This window comes from Pedobacter sp. MC2016-15, from assembly GCF_026239695.1.
GTDB lineage: Bacteria > Bacteroidota > Bacteroidia > Sphingobacteriales > Sphingobacteriaceae > Pedobacter.
Window position 1 is genome coordinate 871,392 of sequence record NZ_JAPIVS010000001.1, and the last position, 19,357, is coordinate 890,748.

Below are 19,357 nucleotides of genomic sequence, written 5' to 3' on the forward strand. Positions count from 1 at the left end.
ATGGTTGGCAAACGCATCTGGAGCAGGCAGCAAAGGAAGATTGTATTTTATTTTAAATGAGATTTTTATTTGAGTTCGTCGAGTGCGAGGTTAAGTTTTAATACATTAATTGATGATGGGCCGAAGAGTCCAAATAATGGTCCCTGGGTCTGATTTACTACCAGCTGAGCTACTTTTTTCTCATCCAGTTTACGGTAAGCGGCAATCCTTTTGATCTGGATAATCGCTCCCTCTTGAGAGATATTCGGGTCCAATCCGCTGCCTGAGGCAGTTACCATATCTGCAGGGATATCAGACTTTCTGATGCCTGGATTGTATTTCAGCAGTGTATCGATTCTGTCTGAAACGACCTGCAGGTAATCAGGGTTTGAAGGACCTTTGTTGGAACCAGCTGATCCGGCAGCATTATAATCCACAGCAGAAGGTCTTCCCCAGAAATATTCAGGCTTGCTGAACGACTGCCCGATCAGGGCGTAGCCTACTACTTTTCCATTTTTAGTGATCTTTTCACCACCACCTTCACCTTTGGAGAATTTTCCGGCAAAGGCGACCAGCAGCGGATAGATGACGCATAGCAGTACCATTAGGACTACAGTTAAGCGGATAGATTGTATGATGTATTTTTTCATTTTTATAAATTTTGAGCTTACACGAATAAGCCTACCAGTAAATCAATGAGTTTAATCCCTATAAATGGTGCGACCACCCCACCCAGACCATAGATCAGCAGGTTTCTGCGCAATAGCGCACTTGCACCAATGGGTTTGTATTCTACACCTTTAAGCGCCAGCGGGATCAGTATCGGGATAATGATCGCGTTAAAAATCACTGCCGAAAGAATCGCACTTTCCGGACTGTGCAAGCCCATGATATTCAGGTTTTGCAATGCAGGAATGGAGGCAATAAACAGAGCTGGCACGATCGCGAAATACTTGGCCACGTCATTGGCAATAGAAAAAGTAGTCAGTGTTCCTCTGGTGATCAAAAGCTGTTTACCGATCTCAACGATCTCGATCAGCTTGGTCGGGTCATTATCCAGATCCACCATATTACCCGCCTCCTTTGCAGCCTGCGTACCGCTGTTCATCGCCACGCCCACATCTGCCTGTGCTAAGGCGGGAGCGTCATTTGTGCCGTCGCCCATCATCGCTACCAGCTTACCCTGTGTTTGCTCGTCTTTGATATAATTCATTTTATCCTCAGGTTTGGCTTCCGCGATGAAATCATCCACACCCGCCTTTTCAGCAATGAATTTTGCGGTCAGCGGATTATCCCCCGTTACCATTACGGTTTTCACCCCCATTTTACGCAGGCGTTCAAAACGTTCGCTGATGCCCGGCTTGATGATATCCTGCAGTTCAATCACACCCATTGTTTTTTCATTCACAGATACTACCAGCGGTGTACCGCCATTGCTGGATATTGACCTGACTTGTTTTTCAGTTTCCAGAGGAAAGGGGTTACCAGCTGTAAGCACGATGTTCCTGATCGAATCAAAAGCCCCTTTACGTGTCCTTTTACCATCAAGGGTATCCAGACCACTGGAACGGGTTTCTGCGGTGAACTTGATAAATGTGGAACCTTCAGGTGCCGGCATTACTTTGAAATTCTGCGCTGTAGCGAGTTCGAGGATAGATTTTCCTTCAGGGGTTTCATCCGCCAGGGAGCTCATCACACAGGCTTCGATAAAGGCTTTGCTGTCGATGCCCGGCGCAGGATAAAAGTTAGTGGCCTTACGGTTACCGATCGTGATGGTACCAGTTTTATCAAGCAGAAGCACATCGATATCACCCGCAGTCTCTACGGCTTTACCGGATTTCGTAATCACATTGGCCCTCAGTGCCCTGTCCATCCCTGCGATACCTATCGCGGACAGCAATCCGCCGATAGTGGTAGGAATCAGACATACAAACAACGAGATCAGCGCGGCAATAGTGATCGGCGTGTTTGCATAATCTGCAAACGGTTTTAAGGTGACACAGACGATGATAAATACCAGTGTAAAACTCGCCAGCAGGATCGTTAAGGCGATCTCATTTGGTGTTTTTTGACGTGAAGCACCTTCTACCAGGGCAATCATCTTATCCAGGAAACTTTCTCCCGGCTGGGTATTTACCTGCACTTTGATCTGGTCTGAAAGGACCTTGGTACCGCCTGTTACGGAAGATTTATCACCTCCGGACTCCCTGATCACGGGGGCAGATTCTCCTGTAATGGCCGATTCATCGATGGTGGCAATACCTTCGATGATCTCGCCATCAGTGGGTATGGTGTCCCCTGCTTCGCAGATAAACACATCGCCTTTTTTGAGTAGACTGGAGGAGCGTACTTCTGTCTTTCCGTTTGGCAGAAGGACCTTAGCGGGTGTCTCTTCACGTGTTTTTCTTAAAGAATCTGCCTGTGCCTTTCCCCTTGCTTCGGCGATGGCTTCAGCAAAATTTGCAAAGAGCACCGTCAGGAGTAAAATCAGAAAGATGAAGAAGTTATAAGCCGGCGAGCCTTGTCCGGCGTGACTGAAGGAGTATACCGTAACGTAAGCCATGATCACTGTGCCGATCTCCACGGTAAACATCACCGGGTTTTTGATCATCACCCTGGGATCAAGCTTGATGAATGACTCTTTAAGTGCCGTTTGCACCAGAGCGGGTTCAAATAATTTATTTGATGAAGATTTCATTATAATCTATTTAAGCATGGTAAAATATTCTGCCAGAGGACCTAGGGCCAGCGCAGGGAAGTAAGAAAGGGCATTGAGGACAACGATTACGGCAAAAGTCATCAGACCGAAAGTCAGGGTATCAGGTTTTAATGTACCCGCAGATTCAGGGATGAACTTCTTCGCTCCCAGCAAACCTGCAATCGCAACCGGCCCGATAATCGGCAGGAAACGTCCGATCAGCAATACAAATCCGGTGAGGACGTTCCATAATACGTTGTTATCTCCCAGACCTTCGAAACCAGAACCGTTGTTTGCATTGGCGGATGTAACCTCGTACAGCATTTCGGAGAAACCATGGAAACCGGGATTGTTGAGCCAGTTTTTTGGCTGTACTGCCCATGCCGCATCGCCATGGCTGGTAAAGATGAAACTTGCCACTGCGGTACCTGCCAGGATCAGGAATGGACTGAGCAGTGTAATGAGTGCTGCAATTTTCACCTCCCTCGCTTCTACCTTATGTCCCAGGAATTCTGGTGTTCTTCCCACCATCAGCCCGGAGATGAACACAGCGATGATCAGGTAGATGAAATAGTTGAGGATACCTACACCGCAACCGCCATAGAAAGAGTTGACCATCATCCCCAGCAGCTGCCATGCACCCGTTAAGGGCATCGTACTGTCGTGCATGCTGTTTACAGATCCTGTAGATATGATTGTTGTAACTGTGCTCCAGTAGGCGGATATGGCTGGTCCGAAGCGTACTTCCTTGCCCTCCATCGCACCTGTACTCTGGGAGATGCCCATTTTAGCCAGGGCAGCATTGCCACCCAGTTCAGAGTTTACCGTTGGGATCAGCAACAGGAACATGCCTATTGTCATCACTCCAAAAATAATCCAGCCAAGTTTTCTACGTCTGACGAAGATACCAAAGGCGACTACCATCGCGATAGGGATGATCATCTGTGCGATCAGTACTACGGTATTGGTGATATAGTTTGGATTTTCCAATGGGTGTGCTGAGTTAGCGCCAAACCATCCACCTCCGTTTGTTCCCAGGTGTTTGATGGCGATCATCCCTGCAGCGGGACCTCTCGATACATTCACTGTATCGCCCTGCAGCGAGATAAACTGATCTTTAGGTTCATAACTTGTGGGTGTACCGTTAAAAGCCAGCACCAGGGCCATAATGAGCGATAAAGGCAAGAGCAAGCGGGTGATAGATCTGACAAAAAACTCCCAGAAGTTGCCCAGCTTTACACTGGTCTTATCCCTGAATGCTTTAAAAAATACCACCGCAGCGGCGATACCGGTTGCGCAGCTCACAAACATGAGGAACATCATCACGACGTGTTGTGTAAGATAAGTGACTCCGCTCTCACCAGAGTAATGCTGCAAATCGCAGTTTACCACAAAGCTGATGATGGTATTGAAGGAGAGGTCGGGCGTCATTCCGGGGTTTCCGTCAGGATTCAGGGGAAGTTTATCCTGATAGATCAGTACAAAAAATCCGTAGACCAACCATACCAGGTTGATGGTCAGCAGCGCTTTCATATGCTGCTTCCAGTTCATTTCTTCTTTGGGGTTGATGCCCGACAGTTTATAGATTGCGGATTCAATAGGTTTTAAAAAGTCTGTCCAGACTCTTTCTCCGGCAAATACCTTCGCGAGGTATTTGCCCAGTGGAACAGCGATCACCAGCGTGAGCAGGAAGGTGGCTAAAATTCCAAGTAATTCTGTGTTCATAACGTTTAATTAAAAATTTTCGGGTTTAATCAGCACGTAGATCATATAGATGAAGACGGCGATTGCAATGATGAATAATGCGATCATAATGTTAGATTTTTTCGAACCAGTCGATTGATTTGTAAACTACCCAGACCAGGATGAGCAGGGCGAGAAATAAGACGAGTGTTAGCATGATATTTTTATTTTATATCTGCCCTATGCCAATAGGGATGCCATGAAGCTGGGGTTATTTACAACTTATTATTTATCAGATATTTACCATCTCTATTTAAGATTCAGACTCCTGTAGGAAAAAGAAAACCCTTCCATTTTGAAAGGGTCTTTATCAATTTGAAAAAGGGCTTGATCGCTTTCTCGGCTTACCAATCATTTTTATGATAGCAAGTATAAATTCCGTGATAGTTAATATTCTTTCCTGATAAATTCTGATTGATACTTTTGCGCATCGCTCGATCACATTATTTTATCAAACACAATCATGATCAAACAATTATTATTAGCCATTATTTCAATATCAATACTGGCCTGCAACTCAGCAAAAAAGGAAAACCCTGCTGCATCCCCGCAAACTGACAGTATCAAAACAGGAGGTAATAAATTAATCACCATCGACGGAAAAAATAAAGTATGGACCAAAAAGGTTGGCGAGGGCAAGATCAAAGTGCTGCTGTTACATGGTGGTCCGGGTTTCTCACACGATTACATGGAGTGTTTTGAGGATTTCCTGCCAAAAGAAGGTATGGAGATCTACTATTATGATCAGCTGGGATCCGGCAATTCTGATGCCCCGGCAGATACGAGCCTCTGACACACTCCGCGTTTTGTGGAGGAGGTAGAACAGGTAAGAAAGGGATTAGGATTGGACAGCTTTTACATCGTTGGCCATTCCTGGGGAAGCCTGCTGGCCATGGAGTATATCCATAAATATCCCTCACATGTCAAGGGTGTTGTATATTCAAACATGACCGCCAGCCTCAAAGATTTTGTAGATTACACAGCAAAACTGAAGTCGGAACTTTTCACACCAAAAGACAAACAGCTATTTGACTCGCTGGATAAGGAAAAAGCCTATTCTTCACCCTTATATACCGACCTTCTGATGAATAAATTGTATTCAAAAGTACTTTGCCGCTTGCCGATGGAGCAATGGCCGGAGCCGCTGATGAGGGCATTTAAAAAGGTGAACCAGACGGTGTATGTACAAATGCAGGGTGTTGATGAATTTCACGTCACAGGTAACTTCAAGGACTGGGATTTCTGGGATAAACTGCCAACTTTGAAAGTTCCTGCATTGGTACTCGGAGGGGAACATGATGAGATGAATCCTGAAAGCATGCGAAGAGAGGGGCGCCTACTCCCAAATAGCCGCACTTATCTTTGTCCTGAAGGCAGCCATATGGCGATGTACGATGATCAGCAGCGATATTTTGCTGCGCTGACTACTTTTTTGAAAGATGTGGACAAGGGTAGTTTTAAGGCCGATCCTAAGTAAGATGCTGTCTTTTCAAAACCATTATCATTAAAGGGCTGTTAGTTTTACTTAACCTATATCGTTTTATGGGTCAGGTGACAGGATAACTAACTTAATGATTTTACATGGAATTACAGAAAAAACGCGTTCTCATTGTTGGCGGTTATGGTGTTGTTGGCAGCAGCATAGCGAGATTGATCAGTAAAAATTACAGCTCAGTGGAATTGATTCTGGCCGGTAGGAATCCTGAAAAAGGAGAAGCGCTTGTGAAGGAACTTCATCATGCAAAAACGGCGTATGCAGATCTGGAAAAAGGTTTTGACCTGGCAGCTTATGGTCCGCTGGATCTGATCATCACCTCAATGGGTGATCCAAGGAACATCATCAGGGAGACTGCCATCGCCAATGGAATTGCCCTGATCCATATTGCCGAAGTGATTGAAGATATTTCTCCGGCAGTATTTCTCGCCCTGCATCAGGAACTTTCGGCCCCGGTTGTTTTTGCTGGTCATTGGCAGGCAGGGATCATCACTCTTGTAACTAAACAGCTTGCTGCCGGCTTTAATGAGATCAGCACTGTGGAAACTGCGGGATTATACGACGAGAAAGACCATGTAGGTCCTATGGTGACTAACGAGGTGGGTGGATTTATTGCAAAAGCATTGCTGCGTGAGCAGGGAAAGTGGCAATATGTTGAAGCCAAAGAAAATGGCAGGACGATTCAGCTGGCGGATGAAAGTTCTTTTGAAGGTTTTCCAATGAGCAGTCTCGATGTGCCCAGCATTGGCGCCTTAACGGGCGCGCCGAACATCCGGTTTGATTTTGCTACAGGTGAATCTATAGGAAGCCGGAATGGTACAGCAGCCTCACATGATTTGTATATTGATATCGAAGGTTTCGACTTATCGGGTGAGAGCACAAAGCTGCGTACGATCGTTTCTGATCCACAAGGCGTTGCTCATCTGACAGCTGTCGGCACCCTATTGATTCTGGAGGGGATATTTGGATATGGCGGGCAGACCGCTGCTGAGAAAGGCGGACTGTATTCACCTGAGACTATTGTATCCACTGCTCATATCATCAGCCGTCTGGAAGAGTTTGGTATAGCTGTAACGCAGGAGACGTTCTAATAAAAAAGTGCTGGTCATCTAAAATCAGGATGACCAGCACTTTAAATTCATTTCTACAGCGTACTGATCTCCCAGGCAATATTTGCTCTCGCTTGTTTTTCGTACAGCTGATTGAAGAAATCAGTTTTGTAAATCCTGTCCATCTTTAAAAAATACTGCAGGATGCGTTTTCTTCCGGCATCAAACTGCGGAGTATTCCCATATTCCAATCTTACATTTTTCACGTACCTTTCATAAATCTGCTGATCTAATCCAAGAATCGTCATATCAGCATCATTGAAATAATTCGTATCCGCATCTGCACTGAGGGCATGCGTTTTCGTAGCCAGAATCAGATCTTTGCATTTAGTTATCTTTTCTGCCGGATAACTGATCTCCCCTAACCTTTTTACTGCAAGCTCCGCACTCCTTTCCTCATCACGGTGGTCTTCAGAATTGTAAATCACATCATGATAAAGTGAAGCCATAAAAAGCAGGTCCGGATCTGTAGTCAGTTTCCTGCACTTTTGTAACTGCACATAGAAATTCTGCAGGTGCTCCATTGTATGGTAATGTCTCTTTTCACCACTGTAATTGCTAACAATCTCTGTCCACAAGATATCAGCTGCTGCAGGGTCTTTTTTATACTTTAAGACTATCCTTTTAAAATTGTTCTCCAGTTGCTTGTTCACGTCAGGTTTAGATTGCGCAAATACGTTGGTTGAAATTGTAAATAAAAGGATAATTACTAAAATCTGTATGTTTAATCTGTTTAGTTTCATCTGCTTTATTATTTCATCATTGGAAGTATACCGGCATCTGCTTTACGCTGCACAAGAACCCTGTTCATATCGTGTTTAATCGTCACAACCCCCGCAGCCCTGTCGTAGGTGAAATCATCCATACCCCTTGCTAAAGGAATATATGCAGGGATGACAGCTAAAGTATGTTCAGGAGTTACATTATGGTTGTTCTGCTGCTCTATGGTCGACACCGGGAAACGGATACCCAAATCAGTCATCCTTCTGCCTTCAGACATAAAAACTTCCTGTCTCATCAGGCATAACAGATAAAGTACATCATCTACTGTGGCAGCAGCATCGATATCTGCATTTTTCACTGAAGTTCCGGATACCGTATATACGGAGATATTACCCGCCTGCCTGTCCAGTACTAAACCTGATTTTGCAGGCGCAGTAGCATCAGCTTTAACATTCACCGTTGCCAGTAAGGGGTAATCACTGCGGGTACCTCTTCTCAGTGCCAGTCTGCCGTTTACAGACGCTCTGGGACGTACGCTAATCACCTCCGTAATCAACCTTTTCAGCAGCGTTTTTGCTGTTGCGATATCTGATCTTCCCAGAGCAGCCTCTGCCGCAATCAGGAATGCCTCCTCACCTTTCAGGATCGCGATAGGCTTTTGGTCGGTCGTGGCAGTACCAATGGTGTAATACTTAGGGTCCAGGAAGTCAAGTCTTGGCAGTGGAGCAAAAACATTGGTAGAATTGCTGAAAGTATAACTTTGCATGGTATTGGAAACCGATCTCAATCCGTCATAAACTGCTGTTTGCAGTGTCATAGGCGCAGCATTGATGACCAGATTGGCATTTAGAACGGCATTCGTTTTATCTCCAAGATCATAATAGGCCCTGGCTAATGCGAGTGCATATACATTCTTCTTTGCCTGATCAGTTTCAAATGTACTGGCTGAGTTGAAGTATGCGATTGCTTTTCTCAAGCGCTCTTCTGATGCGCCTGGCGCACTGCCCGGAGTAGTTGGCAACCATTTATAGAGCTCTGCACCCAGCAGATACCCGTAACCTCCCAGGAAATAAAGCTGGGCACGCATGCTGCCCGTAGCGTCTCTGTCTGCAGGAACAACTTTTTCGATTCCATACTCAGCCATCTGCGTAAGTTTCGCTATTGCACGTTGCATATTGTCAACGTCAAGATCTGTTGCCAGTAACGAAGGAAGGTCAAAGATCTGATTCGAAAGAGAACTGTTATTGAAATAATTGTCAGAGGCCATTTCAGCATCTACAATGCTCTCATTGAGCGTCAGTGCAAGCTGTTTATTTACCCCGCTGATCCATACTTGCGTGGATTGTGGCGATCCCAGATAAGAATCATCTGTAATATTTGGATTTTGCACCTCCGTTAGCGAACATGCTGAAAGCTGAGCGCAGCAGATTAAGGCGAATAGAAAAATTCTGTGTTTCATGATCTTATAATTTTATCACTAAAAATTGAGTTTAATTGAGGCCAGAAACTGGCGTGCTGCAGAATGTGCTGCATAATTGATACCTCCTGTTGTGGCAGAGCCCTGGCCCTGTGCACCACCCGGCATTACGGCTTCAGGATCTGAAGATGAGGCCGTAAAGTTCAAGGGATTTACTGCAGTAATACCTATCGTCAGGTTCTTTAATTTGCCGAGGTCCTTTTTGTCGAATGCATAGAGCAAACCAATTGTACGCACCTTGATGAAGTCGCTTTTTTCCACAAACAACTGCGAGTAATTGAGCCAGTTAGTAGTTTTATTTTTTGCCAGTTCTTCTGCCGGGACACCTTCAGTTGAAGCGCCGTAATTGATACGGAACTGCTTATCCCAGTTAGAAATGTATCCTCCCTGCTGGTAATCCGCATTCGCAAAAAGCGATAGGTTTTTATACCTTAGGTTTAAGCCCATACTCCCATTTAATGTAGGGATCGTAGAACCGAGGAATGAAAGCGGTACTGTGCTCTGCAGCGTATTGTCGGCACCAAAAACACCGTAATTACCACTAATATATCCAATTGGATAACCTTCTTTAACCACGATCTGAACCGTTCTTGATGTCAGTCCGTTGAGGTTAAATGCAGGCGCACCGCCCGTGCTTACCACTTTGTTATCAATTGTATTGGCAGAAACTCTGACCCTAACTCCCCATTTTTCATTTTCCACGACCGCTGTGGAGAGCGCAAATTCAAATCCTTTATTGTTGATTTCACCGATATTCTGTACTGAGGTAGCCATACCAGTTGATGATGCTGGTGGAACATAGAAAAGCGCATCCTTTGTGGTATTATTGAAGTAGCTGGTAGTAAAAGATATCCTGTCTTTGAAAAGTCCAAGGTCCAGTCCGATCTCCTTGGAGTATGTTTTTTCAGGGCCTAAGTTATCATTTCCGGGAAATCCGAAAGTGGCCGACTGCCCATTGTTATAACCTGTGATGGCGATAGTGCGCTCATTCTGGAATGCCGGTGGGAAATTACCCGAAACACCATAGTTAGCCCTGATCTTTACCGTATTGATAATCTGCTTGCCCAGATTCATGAAAAAGGGCTCCGAACTCAGTATATAGGAAAATCCTACTTTTGGATAATACTGTATCCCCACAGAATTTCCGAAGGCTGAGTTACCATCGCCTCTGAGACCAAGATCCAGGAAGTAGCGGTCTTTGAATCCAATGTTTTCCTGGAAAAACACCCCGTAATTGGCCACTTCAGCATAATACTCTGAACTCGTTGTCGTCGCTGCCTGCCCAACGGTAAGTGCTCCATCCCTGATATCCTGTCCGATGTATGAAATCTGCCTGTCTTCAGTACGGAAGAGCTGACCACCAAAAGTAGTTAAGAAGGAAAAGTCGTCCACTTTATATTCATACTGAGCTGTTAAATCAAAGGTTAAGCCCAGGTAATTACGTTCGTAATTGGATAGTGAACCTGCAGCGCTAGAGCGGATCAGCCTGTTAAAAGCGTTGCTTACCACCGACTGCTCTCTCTGCAAACGGTAATCGATACCTGCAGTACCTTTGATCAGTAAGTTCTTCACCGGCTGATACCTGAAAGCCTGGGAGGTTTGAAAGCGGTTTGTTCTGGAAGTATTATTCTGCAGCCGCTCTGCAGAATCTACAAAGAGTTTCATCCTTGCAAACTCTGCTTCCGATACCGCATTAAGGTCTGGGTTGAAGCCGCCGCCAATCACTTTGGATGCTCCGTCTTCGGCAAACCACAATCCGGAATAACCACCAGAGTTTCCATTTCTAACTCTTCTCAGGTTTTGGTTATTGTACGAAAAGGTACTTTCATAGTTGAGGTCTTTTGCAATTTTAGCATTTAAGCCTACCCTGAAATCTATTTTCTCCTGCTCATTCTGGTCGTGTATTAACACCCCGGTAGCTTTATTATATGAACCGGCAGCGCTGTAACCCAAATCTGATGTACCGCCATTTACGCCAAGACTGTATCTGGTGAACAATCCGTTCTGATAGAGGAGTTCCTTTGTTTTCTTGAAATACTGAAAATCAGTTGTTGGGGTTTCCAGACCGACATCAACCCCGGCATTGAATGAGGCTTCGCCGGAACCTCTTTTCTTTGTAAAAATCTGCAATACCCCATTGGCGGCATCAGATCCGTATAAAGTGGTAGCGGCACCACCGCTGATAAACTCGATCTTCTCAATATTATCTACCGGAATATCCGAAAGTGAACTTGTTGAGGCTCCCTGAGAAATGCCTCCCGACAGGTTCATGCCTATTGAGGGAGCAGTATTGAGGTTATCTACCCTTACTCCATCGATATATACAATTGGTGTAGAGTTTGAAAATGCGGAATTAAAACCGCGGGTTTGAATGATTGAAGTTGCGCCTGCCTGACCACCTGAAAGTTTGATCTGTGCATTGGGGATTTGCGACTGAATCAGCTGATCAATCCTGTTCACAGGGATATCACGAATCTGCTTCTCGGAGATCGTTGTCACATTGGTGGACAAACGTCTTTTGCTTACGTTCAGTCCCTGACCAGTTACTACTACCTCGTTGAGTCCCAGTAAGTCCTGGTCCAGTTCAATAGTAATCAGCTGCCCCTGACTCCCTGCGCTTACAGGAATTTCCTGCGTTCTGTAACCTACGTAACTGATCACCATTACCGGTTGTTCAAACTCTGAGGGAACGGTGATTCTGAATTTACCACTGATGTCTGTCTGGGCGGAGATCATGCTGCCCTTAATCCGGATGCTTACACCGGGAAGCGTTTCCTTATTGGCTTTATCCTTAACCAATCCGCTGATGCTTAGCGGGACGACAGCCTTCTCCACTTTCTGCCTAAGGGGAGCTTCTTTAAAGGTTTCAATCAGGATATATTTATCACTAAGCTGCCTGATCTTCACATGATCATCTTTCATTAGCTTTTGCAGCACTTCGAAGACTGATTGTTCCCTGGCTGAAAAAGTAAGGGTTTTGCTCACATCAACATCGTTGTTTTTATAGCCTATCACAAAGGAGCTTTGTTTTTCGATGGTGTTAAAGATCTGCCTGAGGCTGACGTTCTTCGAGGTAAATGAGATTTTCACTTCCTTCATGGACTGGCCGGATGTTCCTGCCGCATGCAGCAGGATATTGGAAAATAATAAAAGTGCTATTGTTAATTTCATTTTTAAATGAATAAGCGACCATAGAGGGCGTTTGTAACCCTTATAAAAAAATTGCATATTTGATATGTTTTTGATGTTTTTAGACAATTCGTTAGAAATAAGAAAGCTGCTACAGCTTTCTTTTAAGCCGGAAATGTTGACGCATTTCCGGCTTTTTTATGATACAGCGGGTTAGTTATTCTTCATAATATAAATCTGGTTTTGCTGATGAGAAAATCTGTATTTTGTTAACTGCGATAGAATTTGAGTAGCGGCATCTATACTTTCGTCACCTAATTTGATGGTGTATCTGTCGGACCTGCCTAAGCCCGGCTCTATGTTGGTTTTTATATGATAATAGCGGCTCAACAGATGGGCGATGTCTTCAACAGATGCATTATCGATATACAATTCATTATTAGTCCATGAATTATACAAACTGGCCTCTCCGGTTTTGATTTCCATCGCCTTACTCTTATTGTTATAAATCAGTACCTGGTTTTTAACCATCCCGGCGGACAGCAGAGTTTCTTTCTCGCCTTCACGTATACTTGCAACTCTGACTTTCCCGCTGCTAACGGCGATTTTAAGTTCTTCGAGATCGGGATAGGAACTGATGTTGAAGGAGGTGCCCAGAACAGTGGTATTCAGATCCTCAGACCGAATGATAAATGGCCTGGTTGTATCTTTAGCTATTTTGAAAAAACCTTCTCCGGTAATTTTTATCCTGCGGTCCCTGAGGTTAAAATCTTCGGCAATACTCAGGCTGCTTCCGCTATTCAGCATAATTACTGATCCATCGGACAGCCTTACATTCTTTCTGGTATCACCAGTGCTCACCAGTAATTTGTAACCCGAAGATTTTTTAAGGCTGGAAGGTTTCAGGCTAAAGTAGGCAGCGATGCCAATAAGCACTAACGTAGCGGCATATTTTAAACCCGGATTTAGAAACCAGTGTTTAGAGGACTCATCGGAGGGAGTCGCCAGCGGTTCCTCAAGAATAACCTGTGTAATCCTCAGTTTAGCCTTCAACTCGCGATGCGGGTTTGCTTCCGCCATATCCTGGTCAAGGGCATCGTACCATGCATTGATAGCCTTATATTCCTGAGGCTTTAAGTCTTTACTATTAAACTTACGCAGCATTTTCTTTAGCTCCGTCGAACTTCTTTGTTTTTCTGACATCTACTTATACTATCTGCAATAGGGGCTGCAAGTACTTTAAGTAAATGTTATAAAAACAACAAGGGTATGTTAACCTCGCAAGGCTGCAAGTATCAGGATGAGGGTGACGGTAACATCAGAATTATATTCGTCCACTTTGATTTTAAGTTTACTCAATACGGTGGAGATATTGTTTTTTACGGTCTGCTCGGATAGCTGTAGCTGACTGGCAATTTCTTTGATGCTGAGGTGTTCTTCCCTGCTCATGACATAAGGTTGCCTTAACCTCGCAGGAAGGCTTGCAATTTCGGCGCTGATCATCTCTTTGAGTTCATGAAGTAATACCTCTTCATCAGAATAGTCCGATGATGCATACTCCAGAACTGTCGTAAGGGCATTTTCATAGGGAATGGTTGTTTCGGGCCTGCCGAAATAGTCTATTGCACAATACTTCGCAGCAGTAAACAGATAAGGGCTCAGTGATTCTTCCTGATTGCAGGTGATGTTATCTTTATTTTTCCAGAACCCAATAAAAATTTCCTGTACAATATCTTCAGCTTCATCTTCATTGCGGATCCGTGCAAAGAGATGTTTATACAGCTTCCCCCAATACCTATCGACTAAGACCGTGAAAGCAAGATGATTTCCGGTTTTAATTAAATCCAGCAAGCCATCGTCCGAGAGTAGTTTCATGGTACAAATTTACCTGCCTACTGTGAACATAATATTAAGTGTGGCTTACAAAGCAGCTCTTAATATTTATATTGAATCCGGCTACGATTACCTACCTAATGACCTTTACACTAGCCGGGGCCTTTACCGTAGTTTCAATCTTGCCGTTCTTCAATTTTACATGCTTGATTTTCACCACGCCATAAGGTGTAGGAAAAGTTCCTTCTGCAAAAGTCAGGTCGCCCAAGTTTGGCTTCAACCTGATCACCCTGCAGCCCGGCTCAACAACCTGTACCCCCAGTACATGTTCAGTTAACCATGGCGTAGGCCCTGATGCCCATCCATGAGCCAGACTGTGCCTGAAACCTTTGTAGCAATACGCCCCATAATCCCCATGAATATCCTTCTTGCCTTCTGGTACCAGTTCATCAATGCGCGAGCTGTTCGGCAGCCAGTCGATATTAAAATCCTCCCAGAAAGTAGTGGCACCCAGCGCCAGCATAGGTCCCCAATAATTGCGGATATCGTTGATCCCGCCCTGGTAATCCCCTGCTTTGGCTTTCGCCTGCAACATATAATAGCCGAAGAAAGTAGAATAGTCCTTCACACCATTTTCAGAAATCACCTCATTTGCTTTTGCTGCAGGCATCAGACCCGATAAGCTCAGTAATGCCGCTGCCTGTTTGGAATGCTGGGCATCAGGAACATGTTTTTTTAACCTCGCCACAGCATCCCTGCATTGTTTGGCCGTGGCAGGATCTTTCAGCAGATCCAGCAAGTCAGCGCCGGTGCTTAACGTCATCACCAGCATCGAATGCAAACCCGCATGTATCGCCGGTTTATCCTCACTTGAAGGCCAGTCGATAAACCGCGTTCCATCATTCAGCGCCTCACTGTTAGTGTCATCAATTTTACTGATATAATGTTTAAGGAGCTGCTGCAGATAGGATTTCTGCTGCTGCAGGTAATTCAAATTGCCATTGTGCATATACCAGTCGTGCTGTATCAGTACCCACCACATCGAGTATGACACCATGCCGTTCATGTAGGAGGGCAAAGGAGTAATATCACGTGCGAAATCCATCGTTTTGGGTACCACGTTGTTGTAGCCGAACACCGCAGCTATCGTAGAAGTTTCCGGGTGCATATCCCCTACCCAAGCCAGCCTGTCGCGCTTGATTCCGTCCCAAAGGTAATCCTGCATATTCAGGTGAACCGTATAAGCGCCAGTCATCCATATTTTGTTGAGCAGTGTATCGCTGCATTTGAAGGATCCGGTATAAGGGATATCCCTGAAGATGAAAATGGCATTTACTTCTTTCAGTTTAAGCACTGCCTGATCGTCTACCAGATCAATCCTCACAAAGCGAAAGCCTGTGTTGCCAATTTCGAGCTTGCCCAGCCAGGGTACTGAAACGATCATATCGCGCATCGCGTGATCATTGGTTGCATTTTTTGCCGTATCGGCGATGTCAGACATGGCTTCGGAGGCTGATTCACCAAAGCGGACACGTATTTTGATAGGTTTACCACCATTGGATTGATCGGTTACGATCTGTAGACCTCCATGAAGCTCTTTTCCAAAATCCAGCAGAATGCCTGGTTTTCCTTTTCCTTTGCTGCTGAGGATGCAGAGGTTTTTACCTGACAGATCGGCCTGACCGGTACCTTTCTTCAACAGTGTAGCTACATTTTTGATCTGTTCCCCGGTATGGTCTGATTGCCAGAGTACCCTTACAGGTGGGAGATAGCGTCTCACTGTTTCTTCCTTGCGGGATTGCGAAGATCGATCTGCGCTGAATACCGGTGGCAGTTGCGCTTTCACAATCGTATGAATTGATAAGAAGAGTAAAGAAAAGATAGTCAGGTTTTTCATCATCATGTTGGAATTAAAAATGCTGATTATAATATTGAGATTGATAACCTCAGCATTAATTTTACATAATCGCCCCCTGTGCAGGATTGCCGACAAACATTTTAGAATAAATTACTGTTAGATAGTCGGATAAACCCACCAAATATGAAAACACAGGGATTCAAAATACTGCCGGTTGTGATACTGGCATCAGCGATATTAGTACAGGGATGTAACTCTGATCCAAAAAAGAGTGATGCCGGATCCATGACTGCAGGTCATCAAATGGCGCATTCTGCACCAACTACAGACAGTACTGATAACATGAAAAATGGTACAGCAGTAAACCGTTTCCTTGAAGAAGCAGCGATCAGCGGATTGGTAGAAGTTCAGATGGGCAAGCTTGGTGAGGAGAAAGCATCGCTGAAAAGTATCAAAGATTTTGCTGCAACAATCGTAAAGGATCATACCGCAGCTAATGCTGAGCTTAAGGCTTTGGCAGAAAAGAAAGGATTTCCTGTACCTGCTGAATTGTCTGAAGTAAAACAGGAACATCTGAACGACCTGAAGCGTGCGATGGGTAAAGATTTTGATAACTACTATATCAACATGATGGTTGAAGATCATATCAGTGATATTGCTTTATTTGAAGGGGCATCCAAGAGCCCGGATACTGACGTGAGCGCATTTGCGAAAAAGACTTTGCCGGTATTGCAGAAACATTATAATGAATCCCGGGAGATCTCGAAGTTGTTCGATCAGAATATGGGAAGGAAGTAAAATATACTGCTAAAAAGCGCTGTAAAAGCTGTTCCAGATTTCCTCTGCCACAGCCTTTACAGCGCTTTTTTTATGGGATTAGTTCTCAGCTAAACCCCTGCCGGTTTTATGCTGTAGTTCGTCAATACGTTTTGATGCTTCAGCTTTGCTGAGTGTCTCATCAAACTCTTCTTTAGCTTCGTCAGACAGGGTTTTCAGATAGGAATGCTGTGCGCCTGTCATTGGCTCATCACCTGTGGTCCACTCATCGGGATCTTTGACGGTGTTGGAGCCTTTTGAGTCCGGGTTTTGGTCTTCCTGTTCATTGAACAGTTCATCTTCTTTGTTTATCATAGGATTTTTGTTCTGGTAATTCTGAGGGATGAACAGATAGAATGAAGCTTTGTTTTGAGCTGTGACAGGTTGAGATGAATTGTAGCATAAACAAAAAGGGTTGCCATTATCTGACAACCCTTTTTCAATACATTCTGTCTTTCAGTAACAGATTTATGTTGTGCCTGCCCTTCGCGGATCACCCACTCACAGGACTTTTTTTCTCTTTGAATTTGTTGTTACCAATTTAAGGAATTGATTCCTCAACTTCATATATTTTTTATTAACATTTCTGTATAAATGTGGAATAGTAAAATATTGATACATATGGTGCACAAGTTGTAAATAAATTAGCTCAATTTAAATTAATTGAAGACCGTATACTGCTCGTAGAGAGATCCCCCTGTGTTCACCCTAAGTTCTGAGAGTGCTTTGTAAACCCCTATCATAAATATAGCACAGTCATACCCCGGACTTACTATTTCCTTACCTTTTAGGTAACGCTGAGGTAAAGCCGGGGTATGTTCGAGGTATAGCTGTGGTATGGCTAAAGGGATCACTATAAGAACACTCGGGGATGACAGTAGAACCTCTCTACGAATAAGATATGAAGAGTTTGTAGTAGTATACCGGGTTTATATATCACCAGGATTATTAAATTAGGGAAAAGATTAAAAATGAACAAGTATATTATAATCTTTTAATCTTAAAATAATACTTCAGCGCCAAAATCAATCCCGTCAAACTTACCAAAGTACCTCCGCTAAGCAGCAAGATCACGAAGATATCCCATGCTGGCCGCGATTGCTGGAAATTAAAGAAATCCAGACTGTGGAGCCCGTGATAAAGCCATCGGCTCAACCTGGACGAAGCATTGTTTTTCAGCACGATTTCTCCCGTAGACAAATCTGCATAATACCAGGTTTGGTCCTCATCTGCATATTTAACTCTAAGTACAGGTAAAGGTTTATCCTTGTGTTTGGAATAGTAATAATGATCCTCCTGATCAAGCATGCTGATCTCAGCAGGAGAACCTAAAGGATGGACCGAGCGTATACCGCGAAGGACAAGTTCCTGAGGAAAACTCCTGAAAGGTAAGCCCCTGACAGCGGTATCTGCAATGGCCATCCTCGTCTTTCCTGAACCATCAGCAGCAATGTAATAGCTCCGGCCCTGAAAACGTTTCAGTTCAATCTCTACAGGAGAAAAAGTTTGAGCATTAAAAAGCCCCCCGGGAGCCTTCGTGAATGATTTAACAACCAGATTCCCCTGTTGTAAACGCCGGTTTTCCTGATCGGTGATATCCGCCTCCGGGCTCCATCCAAAAGGAGACATCGTCAACAAGCCACTAAATACCCAGGTGAAAGTAAAAAGCCCAAAGATAAAACCCGTATAATGATGCCATCTGAACCACCGGTGACGATACGGACTGGTGTAAACGCCGGATTTTTTCTTTACTCTGATCAATCCTGCAGCAATCCCTGCAATACTGGCAACGATCCCCAACGAAGAAAATAGTATCACCACTACACGCCACAGGGCTCTCCGAAGGATCAGCTCCCTGGGATAAATCCAGTGGATGATCGGCCCGCACCATGCCATGACACGCTGGGAGAATGTATGAACCTGCAGGATTTCCCCGGTTTTCGAAGAGATGTAAATCACCGTTTCGGCAGGGTCATCCATCCTGACCCGGTATATAGGCATATGGATCAGAAAAGCCTTGCGGGGAATCCACTGATCAAGTTCTTCAATCTTCTCCAGCAGCAAAGGCGAGGAGCTGAATGACATGAACTCCTTCGCGACAGCAAGCGCTGTACCAGCAGAAAGTTGCCCCACAGGTTTGCCATTACCTGCATAAAAAGCATACCGCTCCCCCTGCTGGTTTTCCAGTCTGAGCACTGGCCGGTTCAACAGCATATCTATACGGATGTGCTTCCAGGAGCTATCCTGCGAAAGAAGTTTGCTCAAAGCTGAAGGAGGAAGTTCAAGAGAATCCAGAAGTAATGGCGACTGATGTGCAAGGCGTTCCTTTTTGCTGTACTGCGGAAAATCTACGTACATCATCACGAAGCCCGACAAAAACCAGGCAACAAAAAACAGGCACATGATCAATCCAAACCAGCGGTGGATCCTTACAATTTGGTTTTTAAGCGTCATCTCAAAGAAAAAATATGAGGCTGATCAAATGATACAGCCTCAA

15 protein-coding genes are annotated in these 19,357 nt (G+C 44.6%); 4 read left to right on the forward strand and 11 right to left on the reverse strand.

The features are described from left to right. Positions 1 to 65: 65 nt before the first annotated feature. From OQY15_RS03900 to kdpA, 3 genes are read right to left on the reverse strand one after another with little or no spacing between them, the layout of a single operon-like run. Positions 66 to 629, reverse strand: coding sequence for a K(+)-transporting ATPase subunit C (locus OQY15_RS03900; RefSeq protein WP_265787983.1), 564 nt, complete (start codon positions 627 to 629; stop codon positions 66 to 68). Between the two features lie 17 nt (positions 630 to 646). After that, positions 647 to 2,677 carry a potassium-transporting ATPase subunit KdpB gene (kdpB, locus tag OQY15_RS03905; protein WP_265787985.1) on the reverse strand — a complete coding sequence of 677 codons (2,031 nt, stop codon included), beginning with the start codon at positions 2,675 to 2,677 and terminating at the stop codon, positions 647 to 649. Between the two features lie 6 nt (positions 2,678 to 2,683). Beyond that, positions 2,684 to 4,402, reverse strand: coding sequence for a potassium-transporting ATPase subunit KdpA (gene kdpA / locus OQY15_RS03910; protein WP_265787988.1), 1,719 nt, complete (start codon positions 4,400 to 4,402; stop codon positions 2,684 to 2,686). Positions 4,403 to 4,883: 481 nt separating this feature from the next. Here kdpA and OQY15_RS03915 point away from each other — a divergent pair, with 481 nt between their 5' ends. The 3 genes from OQY15_RS03915 to OQY15_RS03925 all read left to right on the forward strand — a co-directional run bounded on the left by OQY15_RS03915 (position 4,884) and on the right by OQY15_RS03925 (position 7,006). Further along, entirely contained in the window at positions 4,884 to 5,213 is a 330-nt protein-coding gene (locus OQY15_RS03915; protein WP_265787990.1) for a hypothetical protein, read from the forward strand. A gap of 15 nt (positions 5,214 to 5,228) precedes the next feature. Then, entirely contained in the window at positions 5,229 to 5,897 is a 669-nt protein-coding gene (locus OQY15_RS03920) for a proline iminopeptidase-family hydrolase (RefSeq protein WP_265787992.1), read from the forward strand. 104 nt (positions 5,898 to 6,001) lie between these two features. Then, positions 6,002 to 7,006, forward strand: a complete 1,005-nt coding sequence (locus OQY15_RS03925) for a hypothetical protein (RefSeq protein ID WP_265787994.1) — start codon at positions 6,002 to 6,004, stop codon at positions 7,004 to 7,006. A 53-nt stretch (positions 7,007 to 7,059) separates the two neighbouring features. On the opposite strand, the gene OQY15_RS03930 is transcribed toward OQY15_RS03925, so the two are convergent. From OQY15_RS03930 to OQY15_RS03955, 6 genes are all read right to left on the reverse strand, one after another. Then, positions 7,060 to 7,767: a hypothetical protein gene (locus tag OQY15_RS03930; protein ID WP_265787996.1), complete on the reverse strand. Its 708-nt coding sequence runs from the start codon at positions 7,765 to 7,767 to the stop codon at positions 7,060 to 7,062. Positions 7,768 to 7,775: 8 nt separating this feature from the next. Further along, positions 7,776 to 9,206, reverse strand: coding sequence for a hypothetical protein (locus tag OQY15_RS03935; RefSeq protein ID WP_265787998.1), 1,431 nt, complete (start codon positions 9,204 to 9,206; stop codon positions 7,776 to 7,778). 18 nt (positions 9,207 to 9,224) lie between these two features. Then, positions 9,225 to 12,395, reverse strand: a complete 3,171-nt coding sequence (locus tag OQY15_RS03940; RefSeq protein ID WP_265788000.1) for a TonB-dependent receptor — start codon at positions 12,393 to 12,395, stop codon at positions 9,225 to 9,227. Between the two features lie 171 nt (positions 12,396 to 12,566). Continuing rightward, positions 12,567 to 13,556 carry a FecR family protein gene (locus tag OQY15_RS03945; RefSeq protein WP_265788002.1) on the reverse strand — a complete coding sequence of 330 codons (990 nt, stop codon included), beginning with the start codon at positions 13,554 to 13,556 and terminating at the stop codon, positions 12,567 to 12,569. 69 nt (positions 13,557 to 13,625) lie between these two features. Beyond that, positions 13,626 to 14,228 (reverse strand): sigma-70 family RNA polymerase sigma factor, encoded by a 603-nt coding sequence (locus OQY15_RS03950; RefSeq protein ID WP_265788004.1) that lies wholly within the window; start codon positions 14,226 to 14,228, stop codon positions 13,626 to 13,628. A gap of 91 nt (positions 14,229 to 14,319) precedes the next feature. Further along, on the reverse strand, positions 14,320 to 16,089 hold the full coding sequence (locus OQY15_RS03955; RefSeq protein ID WP_265788006.1) for an alpha-L-rhamnosidase C-terminal domain-containing protein: 1,770 nt from the start codon (positions 16,087 to 16,089) through the stop codon (positions 14,320 to 14,322). 138 nt (positions 16,090 to 16,227) lie between these two features. Here OQY15_RS03955 and OQY15_RS03960 point away from each other — a divergent pair, with 138 nt between their 5' ends. Then, positions 16,228 to 16,842 (forward strand): DUF4142 domain-containing protein, encoded by a 615-nt coding sequence (locus OQY15_RS03960; RefSeq protein ID WP_265788008.1) that lies wholly within the window; start codon positions 16,228 to 16,230, stop codon positions 16,840 to 16,842. A 78-nt stretch (positions 16,843 to 16,920) separates the two neighbouring features. On the opposite strand, the gene OQY15_RS03965 is transcribed toward OQY15_RS03960, so the two are convergent. Together OQY15_RS03965 and OQY15_RS03970 are read right to left on the reverse strand one after the other, a co-directional pair. Further along, positions 16,921 to 17,175, reverse strand: a complete 255-nt coding sequence (locus OQY15_RS03965; RefSeq protein WP_265788013.1) for a DUF3072 domain-containing protein — start codon at positions 17,173 to 17,175, stop codon at positions 16,921 to 16,923. A gap of 669 nt (positions 17,176 to 17,844) precedes the next feature. Further along, a complete protein-coding gene (locus OQY15_RS03970; RefSeq protein WP_265788020.1) occupies positions 17,845 to 19,314 on the reverse strand; it encodes a PepSY domain-containing protein in 1,470 nt (489 codons plus the stop codon). Between the last annotated feature and the right edge of the window lie 43 nt (positions 19,315 to 19,357).